Raw genomic sequence first — 18,776 nt, forward strand, 5'->3', positions numbered from 1 at the left:
GCGCACCGGCCACCATCCCGAGACCGATCGGACCGCAACCCGCCACCACCACGACATCGTCGAAGGTGATACCCGCCCGCTCGACTCCGAGCCATCGACGTATCAGCGCCGATTCGATTCGTCCTCCTACGTCTTCGACGCGGCCGGCTGCCGAGTCGTGGATGGGCGTCCTCGCGCAGCCCATCGCCTGCCGGTGGTCCGGCGCGTCTCCGCGACGCGGGTGGTGTTCGCCGTCGATACCGCCGGATGAGGCTCTGATCCGATCCGGGCTCGCACGCTGTGACGGGAGTACGCGCCGGGCGGGTGAGCCAGGTGAGGTGGTCGCGGTAGGCGGGCGGCCATCGGCGGCGTCGGGGCGTGCGGGTGCGTTCCGGCGCAGTGTCCGACCCAGACACCGGTGGATTTCTACGCGGTCGATGCCGGCTTCTCGCGCTCGCGCCGTCCGCTCGGCGATTTCCGCTCCGGGGCGGTTGCCCCGCCGCGGACCGCGTGCGCCTCCGTCGTCGTCGGTCCGGCGGTGATCGCAGCACCTCGTATCCGATTGCCGATAAGTTGCCGACTATCTGCAACTTGAATTAACCTCCGTCCTTCCGGCACCCTGGAACCCTGCGCGCCCCAGTCTCGCTCCGACCGGCGGTGCGGAACGCGGCCTGCCCGTCCGGGTGCGCGAGGTCCGACTCGGACAACCGAGCCGGGCAGTGGCGCCAGGCGCTTCCGCCGAGTGTTCCTCGGGCCCGAGCGGCACGACGCCGATGGCCGGGCCGAACACGCTCCGGGCCATCGGCGCTCCGGGCCGGCTCACTTGGGCGCGGTGAGGTCGTAGAGCGTGACCCCGTCCACCTCCTTCGCGGTGAAGCTGTCCGCGACCCATTGGGATATCGCGGCGGTCGTGCCCTGCCGGCCGCCCGGCCCGGATCCGCCCCCGAGGAAATAGTGGATCTGCCCGGCGGCCACGTACCGCTGGAACTGCTCCAGCGTGGGGGAGGGATCGCTGCCGTTGAACCCGCCGATCGGCATGACCGGCAGTTCGGTGGCCAGCTGATATCCGGCGGCGCCGTTGGCGGAGATGGTGGCCGCCGCCCAGGTGTAGGCGTCGCCGTTCTCCCGCAGCAGCGCCACCAGCGCATCGCTGGGACTGCTCGCGTTCAGGAATCCGCCGCCGGTCCCGCCCCGGCGGTTGCCGTCGCGTCCATCGTCACCGCTGATTGCGCCGCCGCCGGGCCCGGTCCCGCCGCCGGTCATCCCTGGCATGCCGCCGGGTCCGCCGTTCATACCGGGCATCCCACCCGGACCGCGGTCGATACCCGGCATTCCGCCCGGACCACCGTCCATTCCGACCAGGAATCCCGGCATCTCGCCGCCCATACCGGGCGGCCGCATACCGCCGAACATCCCCGTGTTCGGCCCGGCAGTCGGAATCGACCCGGCGTGGCCGGTGTTCAGCGTGTCCACCGTGTAGGCGACCGGTCCGGCCAGGCCCACCGTCGCGGCGAGCACCGCCGCCGCCGCGGCCGCTCGGCCGGGCAGCGGTACGAGGAGCGCGACCGTCGCGGCGATACCGCCGGCCAGTACCGCCCACCGCAGCCACGGCAGGAACTCCGCACTGCGCGAGAGCAACATCCAGGCCGTGGCGGTGGTCAGGCCGACTGCGAGCGCGGCCGCCGCACGCACCCACCACCGGGACCGCTCGCGCCAGAACAGCACCGCGCCGATACCCACCAGCGCGGCGACAGCCGGGGCCAGCGCCACCGTGTAGTACTGGTGGAAGATCCCGGCCATGAAGCTGAACACCAGCCCGGTGACCAGCAGCCAGCCACCCCACAGCAGCACCTGCGCGCGGGGACGGTCGGTGCGGCCCTCCCGGCCGCGCAGCAGCAGTCCGGCGACCAGCGCGACCAGCGCCGCGGGGATCAGCCAGGCGATCTGCCCGCCCTGCATCTGGTCGAACATCCGGGTTATCCCGGTCCGGCCCCACATACCGTTGCCGCCGGGCGGCAGTTCACCGCCCGGGCCGACGCTGCCGGTCTCGTTACCGTTCAACCGCCCCAACCCGTTGTAGTCGAGGGTCAGTTCGATGATCGAATTGTGCTGCGAACCACCGATGTACGGGCGCGAACCGGCCGGCCACAGTTCCACGGCAAGAATCCACCAGCCCGCGGCCACCACCATGGCGGCACCGGCGGCGAACAGATGCGCGATACGAGTGCCGAGCCTCGGTGGCCCGGCGAACAGGTAGACCAGCGCCAGGACGGGCACCACCAGCATGACCTGCAACTGTTTGGCCAGAAAGCCGAATCCGATGAAGGTCCCGGTGAGTATCAGCCAGCGCCGGCGTCCGTCGTCCAGCGCGCGCGTCGTCGCCCACACCGCGGCGACCATCAGCAACACCAGCAGCGCGTCCGGATTGTTGAACCGGAACATCAGCGCGAATACCGGTGTCACCGCCAGCGCCAGCCCGGCGATCAACCCCGCCGCCGGGCCGAACGAACGTCGCACGATCTTCCGGACCAGCGCTACCGTCGCCACCCCCAGCAGCACCTGGGGCACGAGGATGCTCCAGCTGCTCAAACCGAACAGGCGCACCGACAGCTCCATGAGCCACAGTGACGCGGGCGCCTTGTCCACGGTGATGGAATTCGCGGCATCGGAGGAACCGAAGAAGAACGCCTTCCACGACACCGAACCCGCCTGGATGGCGGCCGAGTAGAAGGAATTGGCCCAGCCGTTGGCACTCAGGTTGTACAGGTAGGAGAGTCCGGTGGCGAGCAGCAGCGCCGCCGACGCGGGGTACTCCCAGCGGTTCGCACGCGCCGGCCCGGGAGTGGTTGTGGGTGCCGGGGACGCCCCGGTTCCGGCAGGAGCGGCGGTCACCGTCATCGAGCGACCTCCTCGGCTACCGGTGCGAGGCGGCCGCTCGCACGGAACACCCAGCGCAGCCCGACGAACCGCATGAGAGTGGCGATCAGGTTCGCGACGACCAGGACGAACAACTCCAGTTGCACCGGGGCGCCGGGCGCCCAGTGGTGCAGGGCGAACAGCGAGCCGCTGGTGACCAGCAACCCGAACCCGAAGATCAGCAGACCCTGGAACTGGTGTGACACCATCCCGCGCTGCCCGCGCACCCCGAAGGTGAAGGCCCGGTTGGCGGCGGTATTGCCGACCGCGGTGATCAACAGGGCCGCGAAATTGGCGACCTGCGCACCGGCCATCGGTTGCAGCAGCAGGTAGAGCAGTATGTAGGCGAGGGTGGAGCCGACCCCGACCAGTGCGAACCGCACCAGCTGGCCCACCATGCCGAGTGGCACCCCGGGGACCAGCGGCTCGCGGCCCACCGCCGCGCGGAGCTCGGCCAGCGGGAGCGATCCGGTGGCCAGCGCGCGGCCCATCCGCCAGATGCCGCGCAGGTCCTTGTAGGCGGTATCGACGATATCGACGCGGCTGTCGGGGTCGTCGATCCAGTCCACCGGGACCTCGTGGATCCGCAGCCCGGCGCGTTCGGCGATGACCAGCAGTTCGGTGTCGAAGAACCACTCCCCGTCCTCGACCAGCGGGAGCAGTTCGCGCGCCACCGCGGTGCGCATGGCCTTGAAACCGCACTGGGCGTCGGAGAAATGTGCCCGCAGCGAAGCTTTCAGCAGCAGGTTGTAGCAGCGGGAGATGAGTTAGCGCTTCGGACCGCGCACCACCCGGGACCCGGAACCCAGCCGGGTGCCGATCGCCAGATCCGAATGTCCGGAGACCAGTGGTGCGACCAGCGGCAGCAACGCGTTCAGATCGGTGGAGAGATCGACGTCCATATAGGCGACGACCTGTGCGTCCGAGTCCTGCCACACCGTGCGCAGCGCGCGCCCGCGACCTTTGGCGTCGAGGTGGACCACCCGGACACCGTTCAGCTCATCGGCGAGGAGTTCGGCCACCGCCGGCGTGGAGTCGGTGCTGGCGTTGTCGGCGACGGTGATCCGTGCCGGGAACGGGAACCCGCTGTCGAGATAGTCGCGAAGCCGGCGCACACACACGCCGAGATCGGTTTCTTCGTTGTACACGGGAACGACCACATCCAGCACCGGCGGCGCCGCGGTGTGTTCCCTGAGGTCCGCCGCTGCGGCGAGGGTCACGGTCTCGGTCATGTGGACCAGAGTCGGTCGGCGGGCTGGGGCCCGGCTCCAGCCAACCTGGGAGGTAGCTGTGTTTATTTGCGGCGCCTTCGGCGCCGCGGGTCGGGGCCCTGTGACCCCGGTTCTTCACTCCGCCGCTCAGTCGCTGCGCTCCTTCGCTCTGTCGCTCCAGAACCGGACGCGGGCCCCGACCATGGAGGTGGACGATCCGGAATGGGCAGAAGGTGTGTCGGCGAACGTCACGAGCGGTGCGGCTGGGTCGACAGCACTGTTATTGCTCGATGGACGCCGTACCTGTCGGCGCCGGGTACCGGGCACGGCCGATCGTGAATGCGGATCAGGCGGGAAGGCGGCGCGCCGGGCCGACCCGTCCGGTGTCACTGATCGAACGTCGTTGTTCCGGTCTCCACTCCGTTGTGGGGATGTTCGTGACACCTCGAGTATGGACCCGCCCACCGACAGGTTCGCCGACTCGGCCGACGTCAGCTCAACCGCCACAGCGGGGAGACCGGACCGTGGCCTTTGCCCAGGTCGTAGGCGGCTTCCAGGCTGCGCCGGGTCCATTCCTTGGCGAATTCGAAGGCGTCGGGGACCGAATAGCCGTGGGCCAGCGCGCAGGCCAGGGCCGCGGCCAGGGTGTCGCCGCCACCGTGATCGTTGCCGGTCTCGATACGCGGGGCAGTGAACTCCAAGAACCGGTTGCCGTCGAACAGCAGATCGGTGCTCTGCGCCGAGGTGCGCAGGTGGCCGCCCTTCACCACGACCCAGCGCGGTCCGAGCCCGTGCAGCGCCTCGGCCGCGCGGCGGGCGGACGCCGCGTCGGTGACCTCCACCCCGGTCAGCAACCGCACCTCGTCCAGATTCGGGGTGACGATGGTGGCCAGCGGGAACAGCGTGTACCGCACGGCATCGAGTGCTTCGGTGTGCAGCAGCGGGTCGCCGTGCATGGAAGCCGCGACGGGGTCGACCACCAACGGCACCTCGGCGTCGTGCCCGATGCCGACCTCCCGGCAGACCCCGGCCACGGCCTCGATGATGTCACCGGAGGCGAGCATGCCCGTCTTCGCGGCGCCGATACCGATATCGCCGGCCACCGAGCGCACCTGGTCCGCGACCACCTGCGGGGGAATTTCGTGGAACCCACTCACGCCCACTGTGTTCTGCACGGTCACCGCGGCCACCGCCACCAGGGCATGCACCCCGCACAGGGCCATGGTGCGGGTATCGGCCTGGATTCCGGCCCCGCCGCCCGAATCGGTACCGGCGATGGTGAGCACCCGGACCGGGGTCTGCCCCGGGGGCGTCAACGGCAACAATCTCACCCGGTCACCCTACGTGGGCAGCGTTCGTGCCCGAGTGGGTGTCTCGAGTCGGCAAGCGTCAGACCCAGGCTTTGATCGGTTCGGTGTCCAGGGTCAGGCCGACAGGGTCGGGCAGCTCGACGCTGTCACCGATCGAGACGGTCACCCGGCGCTGGTAGCGCGCGCTCGAGGGCCGGCTGAACACCGTGATCTCGCCGAATTCCCGGTCGATCAGAAGGTAGACCGGAATCCCGGTGGCCGCGTAGGCGATCTCACGGCGGTCCCGCTGTTCGGTGTCGCTGTCGCGGGAAGTCACTTCCACCACCATGAGGACGGGGGCCGGGTCGGCCCATTCCCCCTGCCCGACGAATGCGTCGGCATCCGCCAGCGTGCCGTCCGGACGTGCCCGTCCCTTGCGATAGGCGTCGACCTTCAGCCCCTGTTCGACAGTCAGGAACAGTTCCGGGCGGGCCAGGATGAACATGCGGATCAGCCACTGCAGAATCCGCCCGTGATCCCCGTCGGCCACACCCTTCGCCCCCAGCCGCCCCTCGACCAACTCCAGCCGTATACCTTCGGAGACCCGACCGGCCAACCGGGCGAGTTCCTCGAACTCCTCGCTCGTCATGATCTCCTCATGAACGGCGGTCATGAGGAAACGATACCTGCCTCGGGATACCGGTATCGAACATTCCGATGACGCTGTCGCCCACGCGCCGGTGCACAGCCCGGCGGGTCAGCGGAGGGTGTGGTCGATGATCCGGCGGGCCGCCCGGTCGGTGCGTTCGATATCGCCGGTGATGAGCCGGTCCTGCAGGATGCCGCGCAACCCGGAGACCAGCACCGTGGCCACCACTTCGGGTTCGTCGTCCGGGTTCAGTGCGCGCAGGCCCGCGGTGAGGGCGGTGACGAACGCCGCGGTGGCTTGGTCGGCGTAGCCCGCGTAGGGGCCGTGGGGCGCGCAGGCCGCGCCGAGGACCTGGAGCATCACCCGCACGCTGACAGATCCCGCGCCGGTGGTGTTCGAACGCCAGAAATCCCAGAGTCGTTCGCGCAGCGTGGCGGCGTCGTGTACTTCGGCGAAGACGGCCGTGAGATCCGGGCGATGGGTCGCCAGGGCCTGGACCAGCAGTTCTTCTTTGGTGCCGAAGTAATAGATCAGCATCCGGGAACTGGTGCCCAGGGCGGCGGCCAGGGGACGCAGCGAGAGGTCCGCGAGTCCGCGTTCGGCGATATAGCGCACCACCGCGTCGAGGATCTCGGCGCGTTTGGCGTGGTCGAGTGGGCGGGCCATGGGTTGACTGTAGCGAACGCTACAGGTATTCATGATCCCGTGACTGTACCGATCGCTTCAGAAACTCCGGCGGCGGCGCAGGTGGTCGTCACCGGGTACGCGGGCGCCACCTCGATCGCCGGCGATATGGACGAGACCTGGTCGGGCCTGCTGGAGGGCCGGACCGGTATCACCACCCTCGACGACGACTTCGTCGCCGAATACGACCTGCCCGTACGTATCGGTGGCAAGCTCGCCGCCCAGCCGGGGGCGCAGCTCACCCGGGTCGAACAGCGCAGGCACTCCTATGTCGAACAGCTCGCCCTCGTGCTCGGACGGCAGGTCTGGCGCGCGGCGGGCCGGCCGGAGGTGGAGGGCGAACGGCTCGCGGTGAGTATCGGCACCGGGCTCGGCGGCGGCGACGCGCTCATCGCTGCGGTCGACGCGATGCGCGCCGGCGGCTACCGCAAGGTCTCGCCCATGTCGGTGCCCATGGTCATGCCCAACGGCCCGGCGGCGGCCGTCAGTCTGGAAATCGGCGCGAAAGCGGGGGTTTTCGCGCCGGTCTCGGCGTGCTCATCCGGTACCGAGGCCATCGCGCAGGCCTGGCGGCTGATCGCCACCGGCGAGGCGGATGTGGTGGTGGCCGGTGGCGTGGAGGGTCATATCCATGCCGTCCCGATCGCCAGTTTCGCCATGATGCGCGCGATGAGCACCCGCAACGACGATCCCGCCGCCGCCTCCCGGCCGTTCGACCGGGACCGTGACGGTTTCGTCTTCGGCGAAGCGGGTGCGTTGCTGGTGCTGGAATCGGAGCGCCACGCCCGCGCCCGGGGCGCCCGTGTCCATGCCCGGGTGCTCGGCGCCGGTATCACCTCCGACGCCTATCACATCGTCGCTTCGGATCCGGCGGGCGAGGGCGCGGCGCGCGCCATGCGCAAGGCGATCGCCGTCGCGGGTCTGACCCCGGCCGATATCGGCCATATCAACGCCCACGCCACCTCGACATCCATCGGTGACGCCTCGGAAGCGGCCGCGATCGAGGCGGTCACGCCCGACGCCTCGGTCTACGCGCCCAAATCGGCGCTCGGGCATTCCATCGGGGCGGTCGGCGCCCTGGAAACCATCCTCACCGCGCTCACCCTGCGGGAACAGGTCGTGCCGCCCACCCTCAATCTCGAAAACCCGGAGGCGGACCTGGATATCGTGCACGGCCGGGCCCGGCCGCAGCGGATCGAGTACGCCCTGACGAATTCTTTCGGGTTCGGCGGTCACAATGTGACGCTGGCGCTGGGCCGCGCCTGATGCGACGATCGGCGGCGGCGCGACCGGGGCCACGCCGACCTGCTCGACCGAGCGCCGCAGCGTGCGGGGCCGGATGCGTTTCGTTCCCGTCCGGCCCCGGCCTCGTCACCGCCGCGGAAGGGCGGGCCGGCGCCGGTGCCGGCCGAATCGGCGCCCGGCCGCCACCGGGTGCGGGACCGGCCGTCCGGGCATCAGCCCGGCACTTTGTCCAGGAAGCCCAGCACCGTTGCGATCCGGCCCTGCTCATCGGTGACCAGAACGTCGAAACCGATGATCACCGGCTCGGCGTCCGCGGGCCCCAGGCCCCACTGAAACCGGACCTGACGATGGTGGGCATCCGGGTCCCCGACCGGGGTGAAGACGAATCCGGGGAATTGTTCGTGCACCGCGCCGATGGTCGCGCCGATCGCATCGAGGCCGGCCGCCTCGGCCAGCGGATCGATGTAGGACGCTTCCGGGGCCCAGTGGGTGTTCAGCAGTTCTTTCCGGACGGCCGCGTCGGTGGTGTTCCAGGTCTGCAGGTAGGCGGTGACGGTGTCTTTCATCGTTGTTCCTTCCGGGGTTGTGTGAACCAGGTGCCATAAGCATCACCGGGATCGGCGGCCCCGACGATTACCTCGGAGGTAATGGGATCGGTTACTGCGACGGCTACGATTTCGGATGTGGTGATCTCGGAAACCGAACCCTCGGTCGGCGGCCTGCTGCGGTCCTGGCGGGAGCGGCGCCGGTTGAGTCAGTTGCAGCTCGCGTCGGAGGCCGAGGTGTCCACCCGCCATCTGAGTTTCGTGGAGACCGGCCGCTCCCGGCCCACGCGCGAGATGGTCGAACGACTGGCCGGGCACCTGGATGTCCCGCTGCGCGAACGCAACGAACTGCTCCTCGCGGCCGGTTACGCGCCGAGTTACGGCCAGCGTGAGGTGGACGCACCGGAACTGCGGTCGGTGATGGACGCCTTCCGGATCCTGCTCGACGCGCACCTCCCGCATCCGGCCCTGGTGCTGGACCGGTGCTGGGATGTGGTCGACCGTAATGCCGCCACCGACGCGCTGCTCGACGGTTGTGCCCCCGAGCTGCTGGAGCCGCCCGTCAATGCCATCCGTATCTCACTGCACCCCGGCGGCCTCGCGCCGCGGATTCGCAACCTCGGTCAGTGGCGCAACCATCTGCTCGGCCAGGTGCGCGGGCGGTTGGAGGCCACCGGCGACAGCCGGCTGAAAGCGCTGCTCGACGAGGCTTCCGCCTATCCGTGCCACGACCGCGGCGCCCGGGCCCGCACCGATGTGGTGGTGCCGTTGCAGTTGCGGGTGGGCGACGCCGAGCTCTCCTTCTTCAGCATCACCGCCTCGGCCCTGTCGGCTACCGACGTCACCATCGACGAGCTCCATATCGAAGCCTTCTACCCCGCCGACGAGGCGACGGCCCGGCTGTTCCGCACCTGAGCCGCCACCCGGAGCCGTAGACGCTCGCTTATGCGGGCGAGCGTTCGAGCCATGGTTCGTCTCGCTCCTGATTGCTGTACTGGAACAGGCCACAAGGCAACGGTTTCGAGTCAGGAGCAATCATGCGAATCGCGGTTTTCGGAGCGACCGGCACGGTCGGACGGCACGTCGTGGAGCAGGCGCTGGCGCGCGGATACGAGGTCACCGCGCTGACCCGTGACGCCGGCCGGATCACCCGCACCCACGAACGCCTGCACATCGTAGAAGGGGATGTGCTCGACCCGGGCGCGGTCGAGCGCGCCGTCTACGGCCAGGACGCCGTACTGGTGGCACTGGGCAACGGGCGTAAGGGCGTGGTGCGGGCGGAGGGCACCCGCACGGTCGTCGAGGCGATGAACCGCACCGGCGTGAAACGGCTGATCTGCCAGTCCACGCTGGGCGCCGGCGACAGCCGTGCCAATCTGGATTTCCTCTGGAAGTACATCATGTTCGGCCTGCTGCTGCGCCCGGCCTACGCCGACCACCAGCAGCAGGAGGACTATGTGCGGGCCAGCGACCTGGAGTGGACCATCGTGCGGCCCAGCGCCTTCACCGATGGCCCCCGCACCGGCGCCTACCGGCGTGGCTTCGGTGCCGACGAGGCCGGGCTGAGCCTGAAGATCGCCCGCGCCGATATCGCGGAGTTCCTGCTCGATCAGATCACCGACCGGACCTATGTGCACCGGGCGCCCGGGATCTCCAACTGAACGGCTCCGGAAGTGATTGCGGTGGGTCTGTGGGCCCGGCGAGTACCGGATCCGCTGTAGTCGCGGTCCGTTCCGAGCCGAGCCCGCCACCGGGATCGGCTATCGCACGGGCCCGGCCGCGACGCCTGGCGGGCCCGGCGCGGAATGCCTTCGGCGTCGCCACAGGTGGCCCGGCGGGGGCGCCGGCCCCCACGAGGTCGGGGCCGGGCGCTCACCCCTCAGGTGGTCAGCGGGAGATACACCCGTTTACCGGCCTCGGTGAACTCGGCCGACTTCTCCGCCATCCCGGCCTCGATCGCGGCGACATCCGTCAGATTGTGCTGCTCCGCGTACTCGCGCACGTCCGCGGAGATGCGCATGGAGCAGAATTTCGGACCGCACATCGAACAGAAATGCGCCGTCTTCGCCGGTTCCGCGGGCATCGTCTCGTCGTGGTATTCGCGCGCGGTATCGGGGTCCAGCGACAGCGCGAACTGGTCGCGCCAGCGGAATTCGAACCGGGCCTTGGACAACTCGTCATCCCGGAGCTGGGCGTGTGGATGGCCCTTGGCCAGGTCGGCGGCGTGCGCGGCGATCTTGTAGGTGATGACGCCGGTTTTCACATCGTCACGGTCGGGCAGACCGAGATGTTCCTTCGGTGTGACGTAGCACAGCATCGCGGTGCCGGCCTGCGCGATGATCGCCGCGCCGATGGCCGAGGTGATGTGGTCGTAGGCGGGCGCGATATCGGTGGCCAGCGGACCGAGGGTGTAGAAAGGGGCTTCTTCGCACAGCTCTTCCTCCAGCCGTACGTTCTCCACGATCTTGTGCATCGGCACGTGGCCGGGGCCCTCGATCATCACCTGGACACCGTGCGATTTCGCGATGGTGGTCAGCTCGCCGAGCGTACGGAGTTCGGCGAACTGCGCCTCGTCGTTGGCGTCGGCGATGGAACCGGGCCGCAGACCGTCACCCAGCGAGAAGGTCACGTCGTAGCGCGCCAGGATTTCGCACAACTCCTCGAAATGGGTGTACAGGAACGATTCCCGGTGGTGGGCCAGGCACCATGCGGCCATGATCGAACCGCCGCGCGAGACGATTCCGGTGACCCGTTTCGCGGTCAGCGGCACATAGCGCAGCAGTACCCCGGCGTGCACGGTCATATAGTCGACGCCCTGCTCGCACTGCTCGATCACGGTGTCGCGGTAGATATCCCAGGTGAGCGCGGTCGGATCACCGCCGACCTTCTCCAGGGCCTGATAGATCGGCACCGTGCCCACCGGGACCGGCGAGTTGCGCAGAATCCACTCGCGCGTCTCGTGAATGTTCTTGCCGGTGGACAGATCCATGATGGTGTCGGCGCCCCAGCGGGTGGCCCACACCATCTTCTCGACCTCCTCGGCGATCGACGACGAGACGGCCGAATTGCCGATATTGGCGTTGATCTTCACCAGGAACTTCTTGCCGATGACGGTCGGCTCCAGTTCCGGATGCCGGTGGTTGGCCGGGATCACCGCGCGGCCGGCGGCGACCTCCGCGCGCACCAGCTCCGCCGGCACGCCCTCCCGAGCGGCGACGAAGCGCATCTCCGGGGTCACGATCCCCGCCCGGGCCCAGGCGAGCTGAGTACGCGGGCCGGGTACATCCGGCTTGCCCCACTCGGTCCGGAGCGCGGGCAGGCCCGCCTCCAGGTCGATGGTCGCGGTGTCGTCGGTGTACGGGCCGGACGTGTCGTAGACGTCGAAATGGTCGCCGTTGGTCAGCTCGATCCGGCGCACCGGAATTCGTAGACCGTCGATTTCCCGGTAGTGCTTGACGCTGCCCTCGATCGGACCGGTGGTCACCGAATCGACAGGTGTAGTCGTCATATTTCCTCCCTACGCCGGCATTACCCGGTCAGGTTCATACGGTCGACAGCCCTGAGCGCTCCGTGGAGCTAGCCGTCCTCTCAGCCCGCTGGTGCGAGCCCCCGTTGGCATGTGAAATTTTCCGCCGCCGACCATACCCGCCCGCGAACCGTCTCGGTCCCGGACGGCGAATTCCGCCGGTTCCCGGCGTCCTACCGTGACAGCCGGGCCCCGCGCCCTACCGGAAGTGGGGCGGATAAGCACAGAGTGTTCGGTGCGGCTGTTGTGGACTGCGAAAGATAGGGTCTATCCGTGACCCTCTCGCATGGATCGCTGATGACCGTCGACGAGTTCGAGGAACTCGACGCGGCGGCCCAGCGGATTTCCGAAGGGCTGCGGCTCGAATATCTGAACGGCCTGCTGGCCGCGAAGGCACGACCGGATACCAACCATACCCGGGTCGTGCAGTGGCTGGCGCGGTTCCTGGTGCCGCGCCGGTCCGAACTGTGGCTTTTCGCCGATCGCGGCCTGCGGGCCGGGCGTACCGGCGGCAGTCGCGTGCGACCCGACGCCATCCTCGCGCCCGCGTCGGCATTCGCCGGTGAAGGTGAATGGTCGGACCCGCAGCCGGTGTTCATGACCATCGAGATCAGTTCCCGGGCCCAGCACACCGAACTGCGGGACCGGCTCGACAAGCCGTTCCTGTACGCGGCCACGGGTATCCCGCTCTACTTCCTGATCGACCGCGGTGCCGCGGAGGTGAGCGTGTACAGCGAGCCCGAGGACGGGCGCTACAGCACCAAGGTGACCGTGCCGTTCGGCACCGATATCGAAATTCCCGAGCCGCTCGGTGTCTTCCTCGCCACCGATCCGCTCGCGGACTGGCTGTAACGGCGTCACAGGGTGAATTCGGCGATCACCGGAGCGTGGTCGCTGGCGCCCTTGCCCTTGCGCTCCTCCCGGTCCACCCCGGCGTCGGCCACCGTCGCGGCCAGGGCCGGCGAGGCCAGCACGAAATCGATACGCATCCCTTCCTTACGCGGGAAGCGCAGCTGGGTGTAGTCCCAGTAGGTGTACACGCCGGGGCCGGGAGCGAAGGGCCGCATGACATCGGCGAAACCGGTATCGGTGATCGCGGTGAACGCGTCCCGTTCCGGTTGCGACACATGGGTTCTGCCGGCGAACAGTTCCGGGGACCACACATCGTCGTCGGTGGGCGCGATATTCCAGTCCCCGACCAGAGCCGTCTTCGCCTGCGGATCGGCGGCCAGCCAGCGGGCGGCGTTGTCGCGGAGCGCGGCCAGCCAGGCCAGTTTGTACTCGTAGTGCGGATCGGTCAGCGCGCGCCCGTTGGGTACGTACAGACTCCACACCCGGACTCCGTCGCAGGTGGCGCCCAGGGCCCGCGCCTCGACGGTCGGTGAGGGGATGAGCGTATCGGCGGCGTCCCGATCGAATCCGGGCTGGTCCGGGAACCCGATCTCCACCTCGTCGAGACCGACCCGCGACGCGATCGCCACCCCGTTCCACTGGTTCAACCCCACATGCGCGACCTCGTAACCGGCCTCGGCGAAACGCTCGAAGGGGAACTGGTCGTCCCGGCATTTGGTCTCCTGGATCGCCAGCACATCGATGTCCTGGCGATCCAGCCAGGCCAGCACCCGGTCCTGCCGGGAGCGGATCGAATTGACATTCCAGGTGGCCAGGCGCAACAAATTACCTTTTCGCGAGTCGGGTGAACCGCAGTTCGGGAGTACCGGCGTTACCGCCCGGCCACCCCGGAACTGCCGGGGACGGCGTAGCGGTAGCTGTGGTGATCGACGAACCCGAGTTCGCCGAACAGCTCCAGGGCGTCCACATTACCGGCCTCGACCTGGACGTACGCGTGTGTCGCGCCACGATCGCGACCCCAGCGCAGCAGTTCCCCGCAGACGAGTGCGGCCAGGCCGTGCCGGCGATGGGCGGCCACCACCGCCACACAGGTCAGGCCGACCCAGCGGCGGCCGTCGGCGGCGGCGGTGAGTGCGCCACGGGCGATGGCGATGGGATTGGGCAGGCCCAGCGAGGCGAAACCCAGCTGCCCGTCGTGCACGGCGGAGAGTACTTCGGGCAGCGGGACCGTGGCGGAGTGGCCGCTCGGTTCGTCGCCGCGGTAGCGGTGGATCTCCAGCCACGCGATATCGGGTTCGGGCGCGATACGCACCATGGACGGGCCCTGCGGGAGGACGAAATTCTCCAGGTCGATGCCCAGGACACGGGTTTCGCCCCAGCTGTTCCAGCCCGGCGGCACGGTGGCCAGCCGGTCCGGAAGCGCCAGTTGCAGCGGCAATCCCTGTGCGCCGTACCAGGCGCCGATCCGGTGCAGGGTGTCCGGGGTGATCCGGGCCGGCCCGCTCGAATCACCGATGGGCACCGCGGAATTGGCGCGCCGGGTGTAACCGTGTCCGGCGCGCAACAACCAGCCGTCGATCCAGGCGGATTCCGTGCCGGGCCAGCCGAACGCCGCCGCGGTCTCCAGCGCGCGGATCTCCGAAGTGCGAATCGGCCGGGGAGCCAGCGATTTCAACGCCACCACGCTGGCCGCCGGGATCAGCACCGGATGGCCGTCGGCGGCCAGGACGGTCAGCGGATTCGTCTCCACCACCTCACCGATCACATCGGTGAGCGGCGGGGTGCTGCCCTCGGGGAGCCGATATCGCACCACGACCCGCTCGCCGAGCGGGATCCGGGTGATCGGAATGTCGCCGTCGTGGCCGTGCGGGTCAGTCGTCATGTCCGAAGGGGTCCGGATCGCTGCCGGGTAGCCAGGTGCGGCCGGGGACGCCCCAGCCGTTGCGTTTGACGGCCTTTTTCGCCGCCCGCGCGTGGCGTCCGACCAGGACGTCGAGGTAGAGGTAGCCGTCGAGATGGCCGACCTCGTGCTGGAGCATGCGGGCGAAGAAATCGGTGCCCTCGACGGTGACCGGTTCGCCGTGCTCGTCGGTTCCGGTCACCCTGGCCCACTCGGCCCGGCCGGTGGGGTACTGCTCGCCGGGTACCGACAGGCAGCCTTCTTCGTCGTCGTCGGGATCCGGCATGGTCTCCGGGATCGCCGAGGTCTCCAGTACGGGGTTGATCACCGCTCCCCGGCGCCGCACCACCGTGCCGTCCGCAGCCCGGTCCGGGCAGTCGTAGACGAAGAGGCGCTTGGACACTCCGACCTGGTTGGCGGCCAGGCCGACGCCGTTGGCGGCGTCCAGGGTCTCGTACATATCCGTGATCAGCCCGGCCAGTTCCGCCGGCGATTCGGTCACCGGCGCGGTGGGGCCGTGCAGCACGGGGTCGCCGACGATCACGATGGGCAGGATTGACATGGCACGAGCTTATTGGGGGCGGCGGCGGCCGGTGTAAAGGGCCTGCTCTGCGTGGCCGCTGCTACCGATCCGGGCAGGTGGAACGGGTTCCCGCAGGATATGTGGTACCATCGTACCGGACACGCCGGACGTCGACGCCAGCGCTCGTCCGGACGGCGTGGTTGAATATCGCAAGGCAGTAACACGGTGACCCGATCGTGCCCTGATACGGCGATCGCGTCCGGTGGTAACTCGGCGAGGAGCAAGATGGACGGCGCAGCAGCGCGGGATCTTTCCGCAATTCAGGGCGGTCCTCCGGCCAACACAGCGAATACGAATCCCGAAGGGGCCCGAGATCCCGAGAGCGGCCTGAGCCGCCGCGAACACGAGATCCTGGCCTTCGAGCGACAGTGGTGGAAGTACGCGGGCGCCAAAGAAGAGGCGATCCGCGAACTGTTCGCGCTGTCGCCGACCCGTTACTACCAGGTGCTCAACACCCTCATCGACCGGCCCGAAGCCCTGGCCGCCGACCCGATGCTGGTGAAGCGCCTGCGCAGGCTACGTGCCAGCCGGCAGAAGTCCCGAGCGGCGCGAAAGCTCGGCTTCCAGGTCTGAAGCCGGACCCCTGCCGTTCGGCGCAGGCGCCGGATCGCTCCTGTGCGCGCCTTTCTACCCTCCCCGGACGGTCGATATCCGTGGTCGGGGCCCGCCCCCGATTCTGGACCGACGGAGCGAAGGAGCGTAGCGACTGAGCGGAGAAGGGAAGAATCGGGGTCACAGGGCCCCGACCCGCCCCGCCGGAGGCGGGGCAAATGAACACAGCAACCGCTAGGCTCGGGCGGGTGAGCAATTCGAACCCTGGCTCCGGTGGACCGCCGCTGCGTGCGACGGCAATGGTTCTGATCGCCCTGTCGATCGTTTTCGCCGGTCTGGGCGCGATGTCGCTGTCGAGTGCGGACTCGGAGAGTTCGGACAACGCCGAGAGCACGACGGCCTCGTCGACGACCGCGCTGGCCGCGCCACGCGCCGGCTCCACCACCACCACCGCGGCCGCGCCCACCACCGCGGCCGCCGAATCCGGTACCACCACCGTCGCCGCGCCGAGCACCACGGCGGCGGCCGGCGGGGTCGATCGATCGGCCCCGGTCCGGGTGCTCAACAACAGCATGGTCGCGGGTCTGGCATCCACGACCGCGAACGAGCTCACGGCGCGTGGCTGGACCAACACCTCCACCGGCAACTACGCCGCCACCACGCTCGAGAACACCACTGTGTACTACGGTCCGGCGCCGGCCGACGAGGCCACCGCCGCCGCGGTCGCCGCGGATATCGGCGCCACGACCGCGCCGATGATCCCGGGTCTGGGCGACGGTTCGGGAGTCGTAGTGGTGGTGACCGGGCGGTGACACGCGTCTCCCGGGATCGGGGGCGTCCCGGCCGGACGAGGGCGGCGTGGCATCATCTTGTGCGTCGAAAGATCGTTGTCGAAACGCTCTACCCCTAAACTCGGTACTCGTAAAGGAGTTCCCTGATGGCACAGTCCACTTCTCGTCGCCGGTCTTGGCGGAGCGTGACCCCGGTGCTGGCTGTCGCGGCTTTCGGCCTCGTTGCCTGCACGAACAGTCAGGAATCCAGTGACGTGACAGGGACAACTCCGCCGGTGTGGACCTCGTCCCCGGCCCCGGCCGGCGCGGGCGAGTCCGGTGAGCACGGAGAAGAGCAGCGCTCCCCGGCCGGTTCGGGGACCGAGGTCGAACTGAAGTCGCCGAGCGGCGCGAAGGTCGGGACGGCGAATATCGCCGACGAGGGCAACCATCTGCGGATCACCGTCGACACAACCGGTTTGACCCCTGGTTTCCACGGCCTGCACATCCATCAGGACGGCAAATGCGAGGCGAATTCGGCCCCGCCCGCCGGTGGAGCGCCCGGTGACTTCCTGTCCGCGGGCGGGCATCTGCAGGTCGGCGGTGCCACCGGGCACCCCGCCAGCGGTGACCTGACCTCGCTGCAGGTCCGCAAGGACGGCCACGGCTACCTGGTGACCACCACCGACACCGTCACCCTGAGCGATATCCGGGGCAAGGCGATCATCGTGCACGCCAATTCGGACAACTTCGCCAATATCCCGGACCGTTACAGCCGCGAGGGTGGCGCCGGCCCGGACCAGCAGACGATGAGCACCGGTGACGCGGGCGGCCGGGTCGCCTGCGGCGTCATCGGTTAGAAGCAAGACGGAGGGGCCGATATGGGTGGGGCGCGGATCGAGCCGGTGCCGTTCCGCGGTTCGCCTCGGCCGACCGTGGGGATCGAATGGGAGATCGCGCTCGTCGACAAGACGAGTCGCGATCTGTCCAATACGGCGGCAGCCGTTTTCGACGCGGTGGGTGAGCTGCGGGCGCACGACGGCACCCCGCAGGTGACCAAGGAACTGCTCCGCAACACAGTGGAACTGGTTACCGGGGTGCACGAAACCGTCGGGGCCGCGGTGGCGGATCTCTCGGGCACCATGGATACGGTGCGCCGGGCCGCCGACGAACTCGGCGTGGATCTGTTCTGCGCGGGCACGCATCCGTTCGCGCAATGGTCCACTCAGCAGCTCACCCGGTCCGAGCACTACGACGAACTGATCGAACGCACGCAGTGGTGGGGTCGGCAGATGCTGATCTGGGGGGTGCACGTGCACGTCGGGGTGTCGCACCGGGACAAGGTATTCCCCATTCTCAACTCCCTGCTGCTGTCCTATCCGCATCTGCTGGCACTGTCGGCCTCCTCACCGATGTGGTCGGGTTCGGATACCGGTTACGCGAGCAATCGCGCCTTGATGTTCCAGCAGTTGCCCACGGCGGGACTGCCGTTCCAGTTCGAGAACTGGAACGAGTTCGAACGCTATGTGCACGACCAGATGAAAACCGGTGTGTTCGAACAGCTCGGCGGTATGCACTGGGATATCCGGCCCGCCCCGAAATGGGGAACCATCGAGGTGCGTATCTGCGACGGTATCTCCAACCGGGCGGAACTGGCCGCCCTCGCGGCGTTCATCCATTGCCTGATCGTGCATCTGGACGAGCGGGTGGAACGCGGTGAGTCGCTGCCCACCCTGCCGCCCTGGCATGTGCAGGAGAACAAATGGCGGGCCGCGCGGTACGGGTTGGACGCCATCGTGATCGTGGGTGACGACAACCGTGAACGCCTGGTCACCGAGGACCTCGACGATCTGCTGACCCGGCTGGAGCCGACCGCGCGGCGCCTGGATTGCGTGGCCGAACTCGCCGCGGTGGCCGATATTCCGCGCCGCGGAGCCAACTATCAGCGGCAGCGGCAGGTGGCGGCGGCAGCCCAGGGGGACCTGGTCGCGGTGGTGGACGCGCTGGTCCGCGAACTCGATAGCTGACCCGGGTCGGTACGCTGCTGTTCAGCAGCCCGGTGACCTGCCGTTCAC

The 18,776-nt window shown here is 68.8% G+C and carries 18 protein-coding genes, 1 pseudogene and 1 riboswitch; of the genes and pseudogenes, 9 read left to right on the forward strand and 10 right to left on the reverse strand.

Annotation, left to right across the window (positions count from 1 at the left end; all coding sequences use genetic code 11):
* Positions 1-250, forward strand: a 250-nt coding sequence (locus AB0H42_RS06145) for a hypothetical protein (protein ID WP_357050564.1), incomplete at its 5' end; no start/stop codon positions are given.
* Between the two features lie 548 nt (positions 251-798).
* On the opposite strand, the gene AB0H42_RS06150 is transcribed toward AB0H42_RS06145, so the two are convergent.
* The 5 genes and pseudogenes from AB0H42_RS06150 to AB0H42_RS06170 all read right to left on the reverse strand — a co-directional run bounded on the left by AB0H42_RS06150 (position 799) and on the right by AB0H42_RS06170 (position 6,710).
* Positions 799-2,877, reverse strand: coding sequence for a glycosyltransferase family 39 protein (locus AB0H42_RS06150; RefSeq protein ID WP_357050567.1), 2,079 nt, complete (start codon positions 2,875-2,877; stop codon positions 799-801).
* Positions 2,874-4,127: pseudogene (locus tag AB0H42_RS06155) on the reverse strand (bifunctional glycosyltransferase family 2/GtrA family protein). The gene AB0H42_RS06150 and the pseudogene AB0H42_RS06155 overlap by 4 nt, the downstream one beginning before the upstream one ends.
* Positions 4,128-4,597: 470 nt before the next feature.
* Positions 4,598-5,437: a bifunctional hydroxymethylpyrimidine kinase/phosphomethylpyrimidine kinase gene (gene thiD, locus AB0H42_RS06160; RefSeq protein WP_357050570.1), complete on the reverse strand. Its 840-nt coding sequence runs from the start codon at positions 5,435-5,437 to the stop codon at positions 4,598-4,600.
* A 58-nt stretch (positions 5,438-5,495) separates the two neighbouring features.
* Positions 5,496-6,068, reverse strand: coding sequence for a Uma2 family endonuclease (locus AB0H42_RS06165; RefSeq protein WP_357050573.1), 573 nt, complete (start codon positions 6,066-6,068; stop codon positions 5,496-5,498).
* 84 nt (positions 6,069-6,152) lie between these two features.
* Positions 6,153-6,710 (reverse strand): TetR/AcrR family transcriptional regulator, encoded by a 558-nt coding sequence (locus AB0H42_RS06170; protein WP_357050576.1) that lies wholly within the window; start codon positions 6,708-6,710, stop codon positions 6,153-6,155.
* A gap of 39 nt (positions 6,711-6,749) precedes the next feature.
* Here AB0H42_RS06170 and AB0H42_RS06175 point away from each other — a divergent pair, with 39 nt between their 5' ends.
* The gene (locus AB0H42_RS06175) at positions 6,750-7,994 is read left to right on the forward strand and encodes a KasA/KasB family beta-ketoacyl-ACP synthase (protein WP_357050579.1); all 1,245 of its coding nucleotides are present in this window, start codon (positions 6,750-6,752) and stop codon (positions 7,992-7,994) included.
* Between the two features lie 191 nt (positions 7,995-8,185).
* On the opposite strand, the gene AB0H42_RS06180 is transcribed toward AB0H42_RS06175, so the two are convergent.
* On the reverse strand, positions 8,186-8,539 hold the full coding sequence (locus AB0H42_RS06180) for a nuclear transport factor 2 family protein (protein WP_357050582.1): 354 nt from the start codon (positions 8,537-8,539) through the stop codon (positions 8,186-8,188).
* Positions 8,540-8,656: 117 nt separating this feature from the next.
* On the opposite strand from AB0H42_RS06180, the gene AB0H42_RS06185 reads away from it, so the two are divergent.
* Together AB0H42_RS06185 and AB0H42_RS06190 are read left to right on the forward strand one after the other, a co-directional pair.
* Complete coding sequence (locus AB0H42_RS06185; protein WP_357050585.1) at positions 8,657-9,433, forward strand: helix-turn-helix transcriptional regulator; 777 nt, start codon at positions 8,657-8,659, stop codon at positions 9,431-9,433.
* A gap of 122 nt (positions 9,434-9,555) precedes the next feature.
* Complete coding sequence (locus tag AB0H42_RS06190; protein ID WP_357050588.1) at positions 9,556-10,179, forward strand: SDR family oxidoreductase; 624 nt, start codon at positions 9,556-9,558, stop codon at positions 10,177-10,179.
* Between the two features lie 218 nt (positions 10,180-10,397).
* On the opposite strand, the gene thiC is transcribed toward AB0H42_RS06190, so the two are convergent.
* Complete coding sequence (thiC, locus tag AB0H42_RS06195) at positions 10,398-12,026, reverse strand: phosphomethylpyrimidine synthase ThiC (protein ID WP_357050591.1); 1,629 nt, start codon at positions 12,024-12,026, stop codon at positions 10,398-10,400.
* Positions 12,017-12,141, reverse strand: a riboswitch (TPP riboswitch). (Overlaps the previous gene by 10 nt.)
* A 176-nt stretch (positions 12,142-12,317) precedes the next feature.
* Here thiC and AB0H42_RS06200 point away from each other — a divergent pair.
* Complete coding sequence (locus AB0H42_RS06200) at positions 12,318-12,896, forward strand: Uma2 family endonuclease (RefSeq protein WP_245713357.1); 579 nt, start codon at positions 12,318-12,320, stop codon at positions 12,894-12,896.
* A gap of 5 nt (positions 12,897-12,901) precedes the next feature.
* On the opposite strand, the gene AB0H42_RS06205 is transcribed toward AB0H42_RS06200, so the two are convergent.
* The 3 genes from AB0H42_RS06205 to AB0H42_RS06215 are packed head-to-tail and all read right to left on the reverse strand — an operon-like array spanning position 12,902 to position 15,358.
* Positions 12,902-13,717 (reverse strand): exodeoxyribonuclease III, encoded by an 816-nt coding sequence (locus AB0H42_RS06205; protein ID WP_357050594.1) that lies wholly within the window; start codon positions 13,715-13,717, stop codon positions 12,902-12,904.
* A 50-nt stretch (positions 13,718-13,767) separates the two neighbouring features.
* Entirely contained in the window at positions 13,768-14,778 is a 1,011-nt protein-coding gene (locus AB0H42_RS06210) for a GNAT family N-acetyltransferase (RefSeq protein WP_357050597.1), read from the reverse strand.
* Positions 14,768-15,358: a peptide deformylase gene (locus tag AB0H42_RS06215; protein ID WP_357050600.1), complete on the reverse strand. Its 591-nt coding sequence runs from the start codon at positions 15,356-15,358 to the stop codon at positions 14,768-14,770. Before AB0H42_RS06215 ends, AB0H42_RS06210 begins: the two co-directional genes overlap by 11 nt.
* A gap of 246 nt (positions 15,359-15,604) precedes the next feature.
* On the opposite strand from AB0H42_RS06215, the gene AB0H42_RS06220 reads away from it, so the two are divergent.
* The 4 genes from AB0H42_RS06220 (at position 15,605) to AB0H42_RS06235 (ending at position 18,728) form a co-directional block, all read left to right on the forward strand.
* Entirely contained in the window at positions 15,605-15,952 is a 348-nt protein-coding gene (locus AB0H42_RS06220) for a DUF3263 domain-containing protein (protein ID WP_030524682.1), read from the forward strand.
* 227 nt (positions 15,953-16,179) lie between these two features.
* Entirely contained in the window at positions 16,180-16,743 is a 564-nt protein-coding gene (locus AB0H42_RS06225) for a LytR C-terminal domain-containing protein (RefSeq protein WP_357050603.1), read from the forward strand.
* A 125-nt stretch (positions 16,744-16,868) separates the two neighbouring features.
* Positions 16,869-17,561: a superoxide dismutase family protein gene (locus AB0H42_RS06230; RefSeq protein ID WP_357050605.1), complete on the forward strand. Its 693-nt coding sequence runs from the start codon at positions 16,869-16,871 to the stop codon at positions 17,559-17,561.
* Positions 17,562-17,582: 21 nt separating this feature from the next.
* Positions 17,583-18,728 carry a glutamate--cysteine ligase gene (locus AB0H42_RS06235; protein WP_030524679.1) on the forward strand — a complete coding sequence of 382 codons (1,146 nt, stop codon included), beginning with the start codon at positions 17,583-17,585 and terminating at the stop codon, positions 18,726-18,728.
* The last annotated feature ends 48 nt before the right edge of the window (positions 18,729-18,776 follow it).

This window comes from Nocardia sp. NPDC050799 (assembly GCF_040654015.1).
Taxonomy (GTDB): domain Bacteria; phylum Actinomycetota; class Actinomycetes; order Mycobacteriales; family Mycobacteriaceae; genus Nocardia.

Coding starts and splice junctions, on each gene's coding strand:
- AB0H42_RS06150 (WP_357050567.1), bottom strand. CDS start 2,877: ATGACGGTGACCGCCGCTCCTGCCGGAACCGGGGCGTCCCCGGCACCC.
- AB0H42_RS06165 (WP_357050573.1), bottom strand. CDS start 6,068: ATGACCGCCGTTCATGAGGAGATCATGACGAGCGAGGAGTTCGAGGAA.
- AB0H42_RS06170 (WP_357050576.1), bottom strand. CDS start 6,710: ATGGCCCGCCCACTCGACCACGCCAAACGCGCCGAGATCCTCGACGCG.
- AB0H42_RS06180 (WP_357050582.1), bottom strand. CDS start 8,539: ATGAAAGACACCGTCACCGCCTACCTGCAGACCTGGAACACCACCGAC.
- AB0H42_RS06190 (WP_357050588.1), top strand. CDS start 9,556: ATGCGAATCGCGGTTTTCGGAGCGACCGGCACGGTCGGACGGCACGTC.
- thiC (WP_357050591.1), bottom strand. CDS start 12,026: ATGACGACTACACCTGTCGATTCGGTGACCACCGGTCCGATCGAGGGC.
- AB0H42_RS06210 (WP_357050597.1), bottom strand. CDS start 14,778: ATGACGACTGACCCGCACGGCCACGACGGCGACATTCCGATCACCCGG.
- AB0H42_RS06215 (WP_357050600.1), bottom strand. CDS start 15,358: ATGTCAATCCTGCCCATCGTGATCGTCGGCGACCCCGTGCTGCACGGC.
- AB0H42_RS06220 (WP_030524682.1), top strand. CDS start 15,605: ATGGACGGCGCAGCAGCGCGGGATCTTTCCGCAATTCAGGGCGGTCCT.
- AB0H42_RS06230 (WP_357050605.1), top strand. CDS start 16,869: ATGGCACAGTCCACTTCTCGTCGCCGGTCTTGGCGGAGCGTGACCCCG.
- AB0H42_RS06235 (WP_030524679.1), top strand. CDS start 17,583: ATGGGTGGGGCGCGGATCGAGCCGGTGCCGTTCCGCGGTTCGCCTCGG.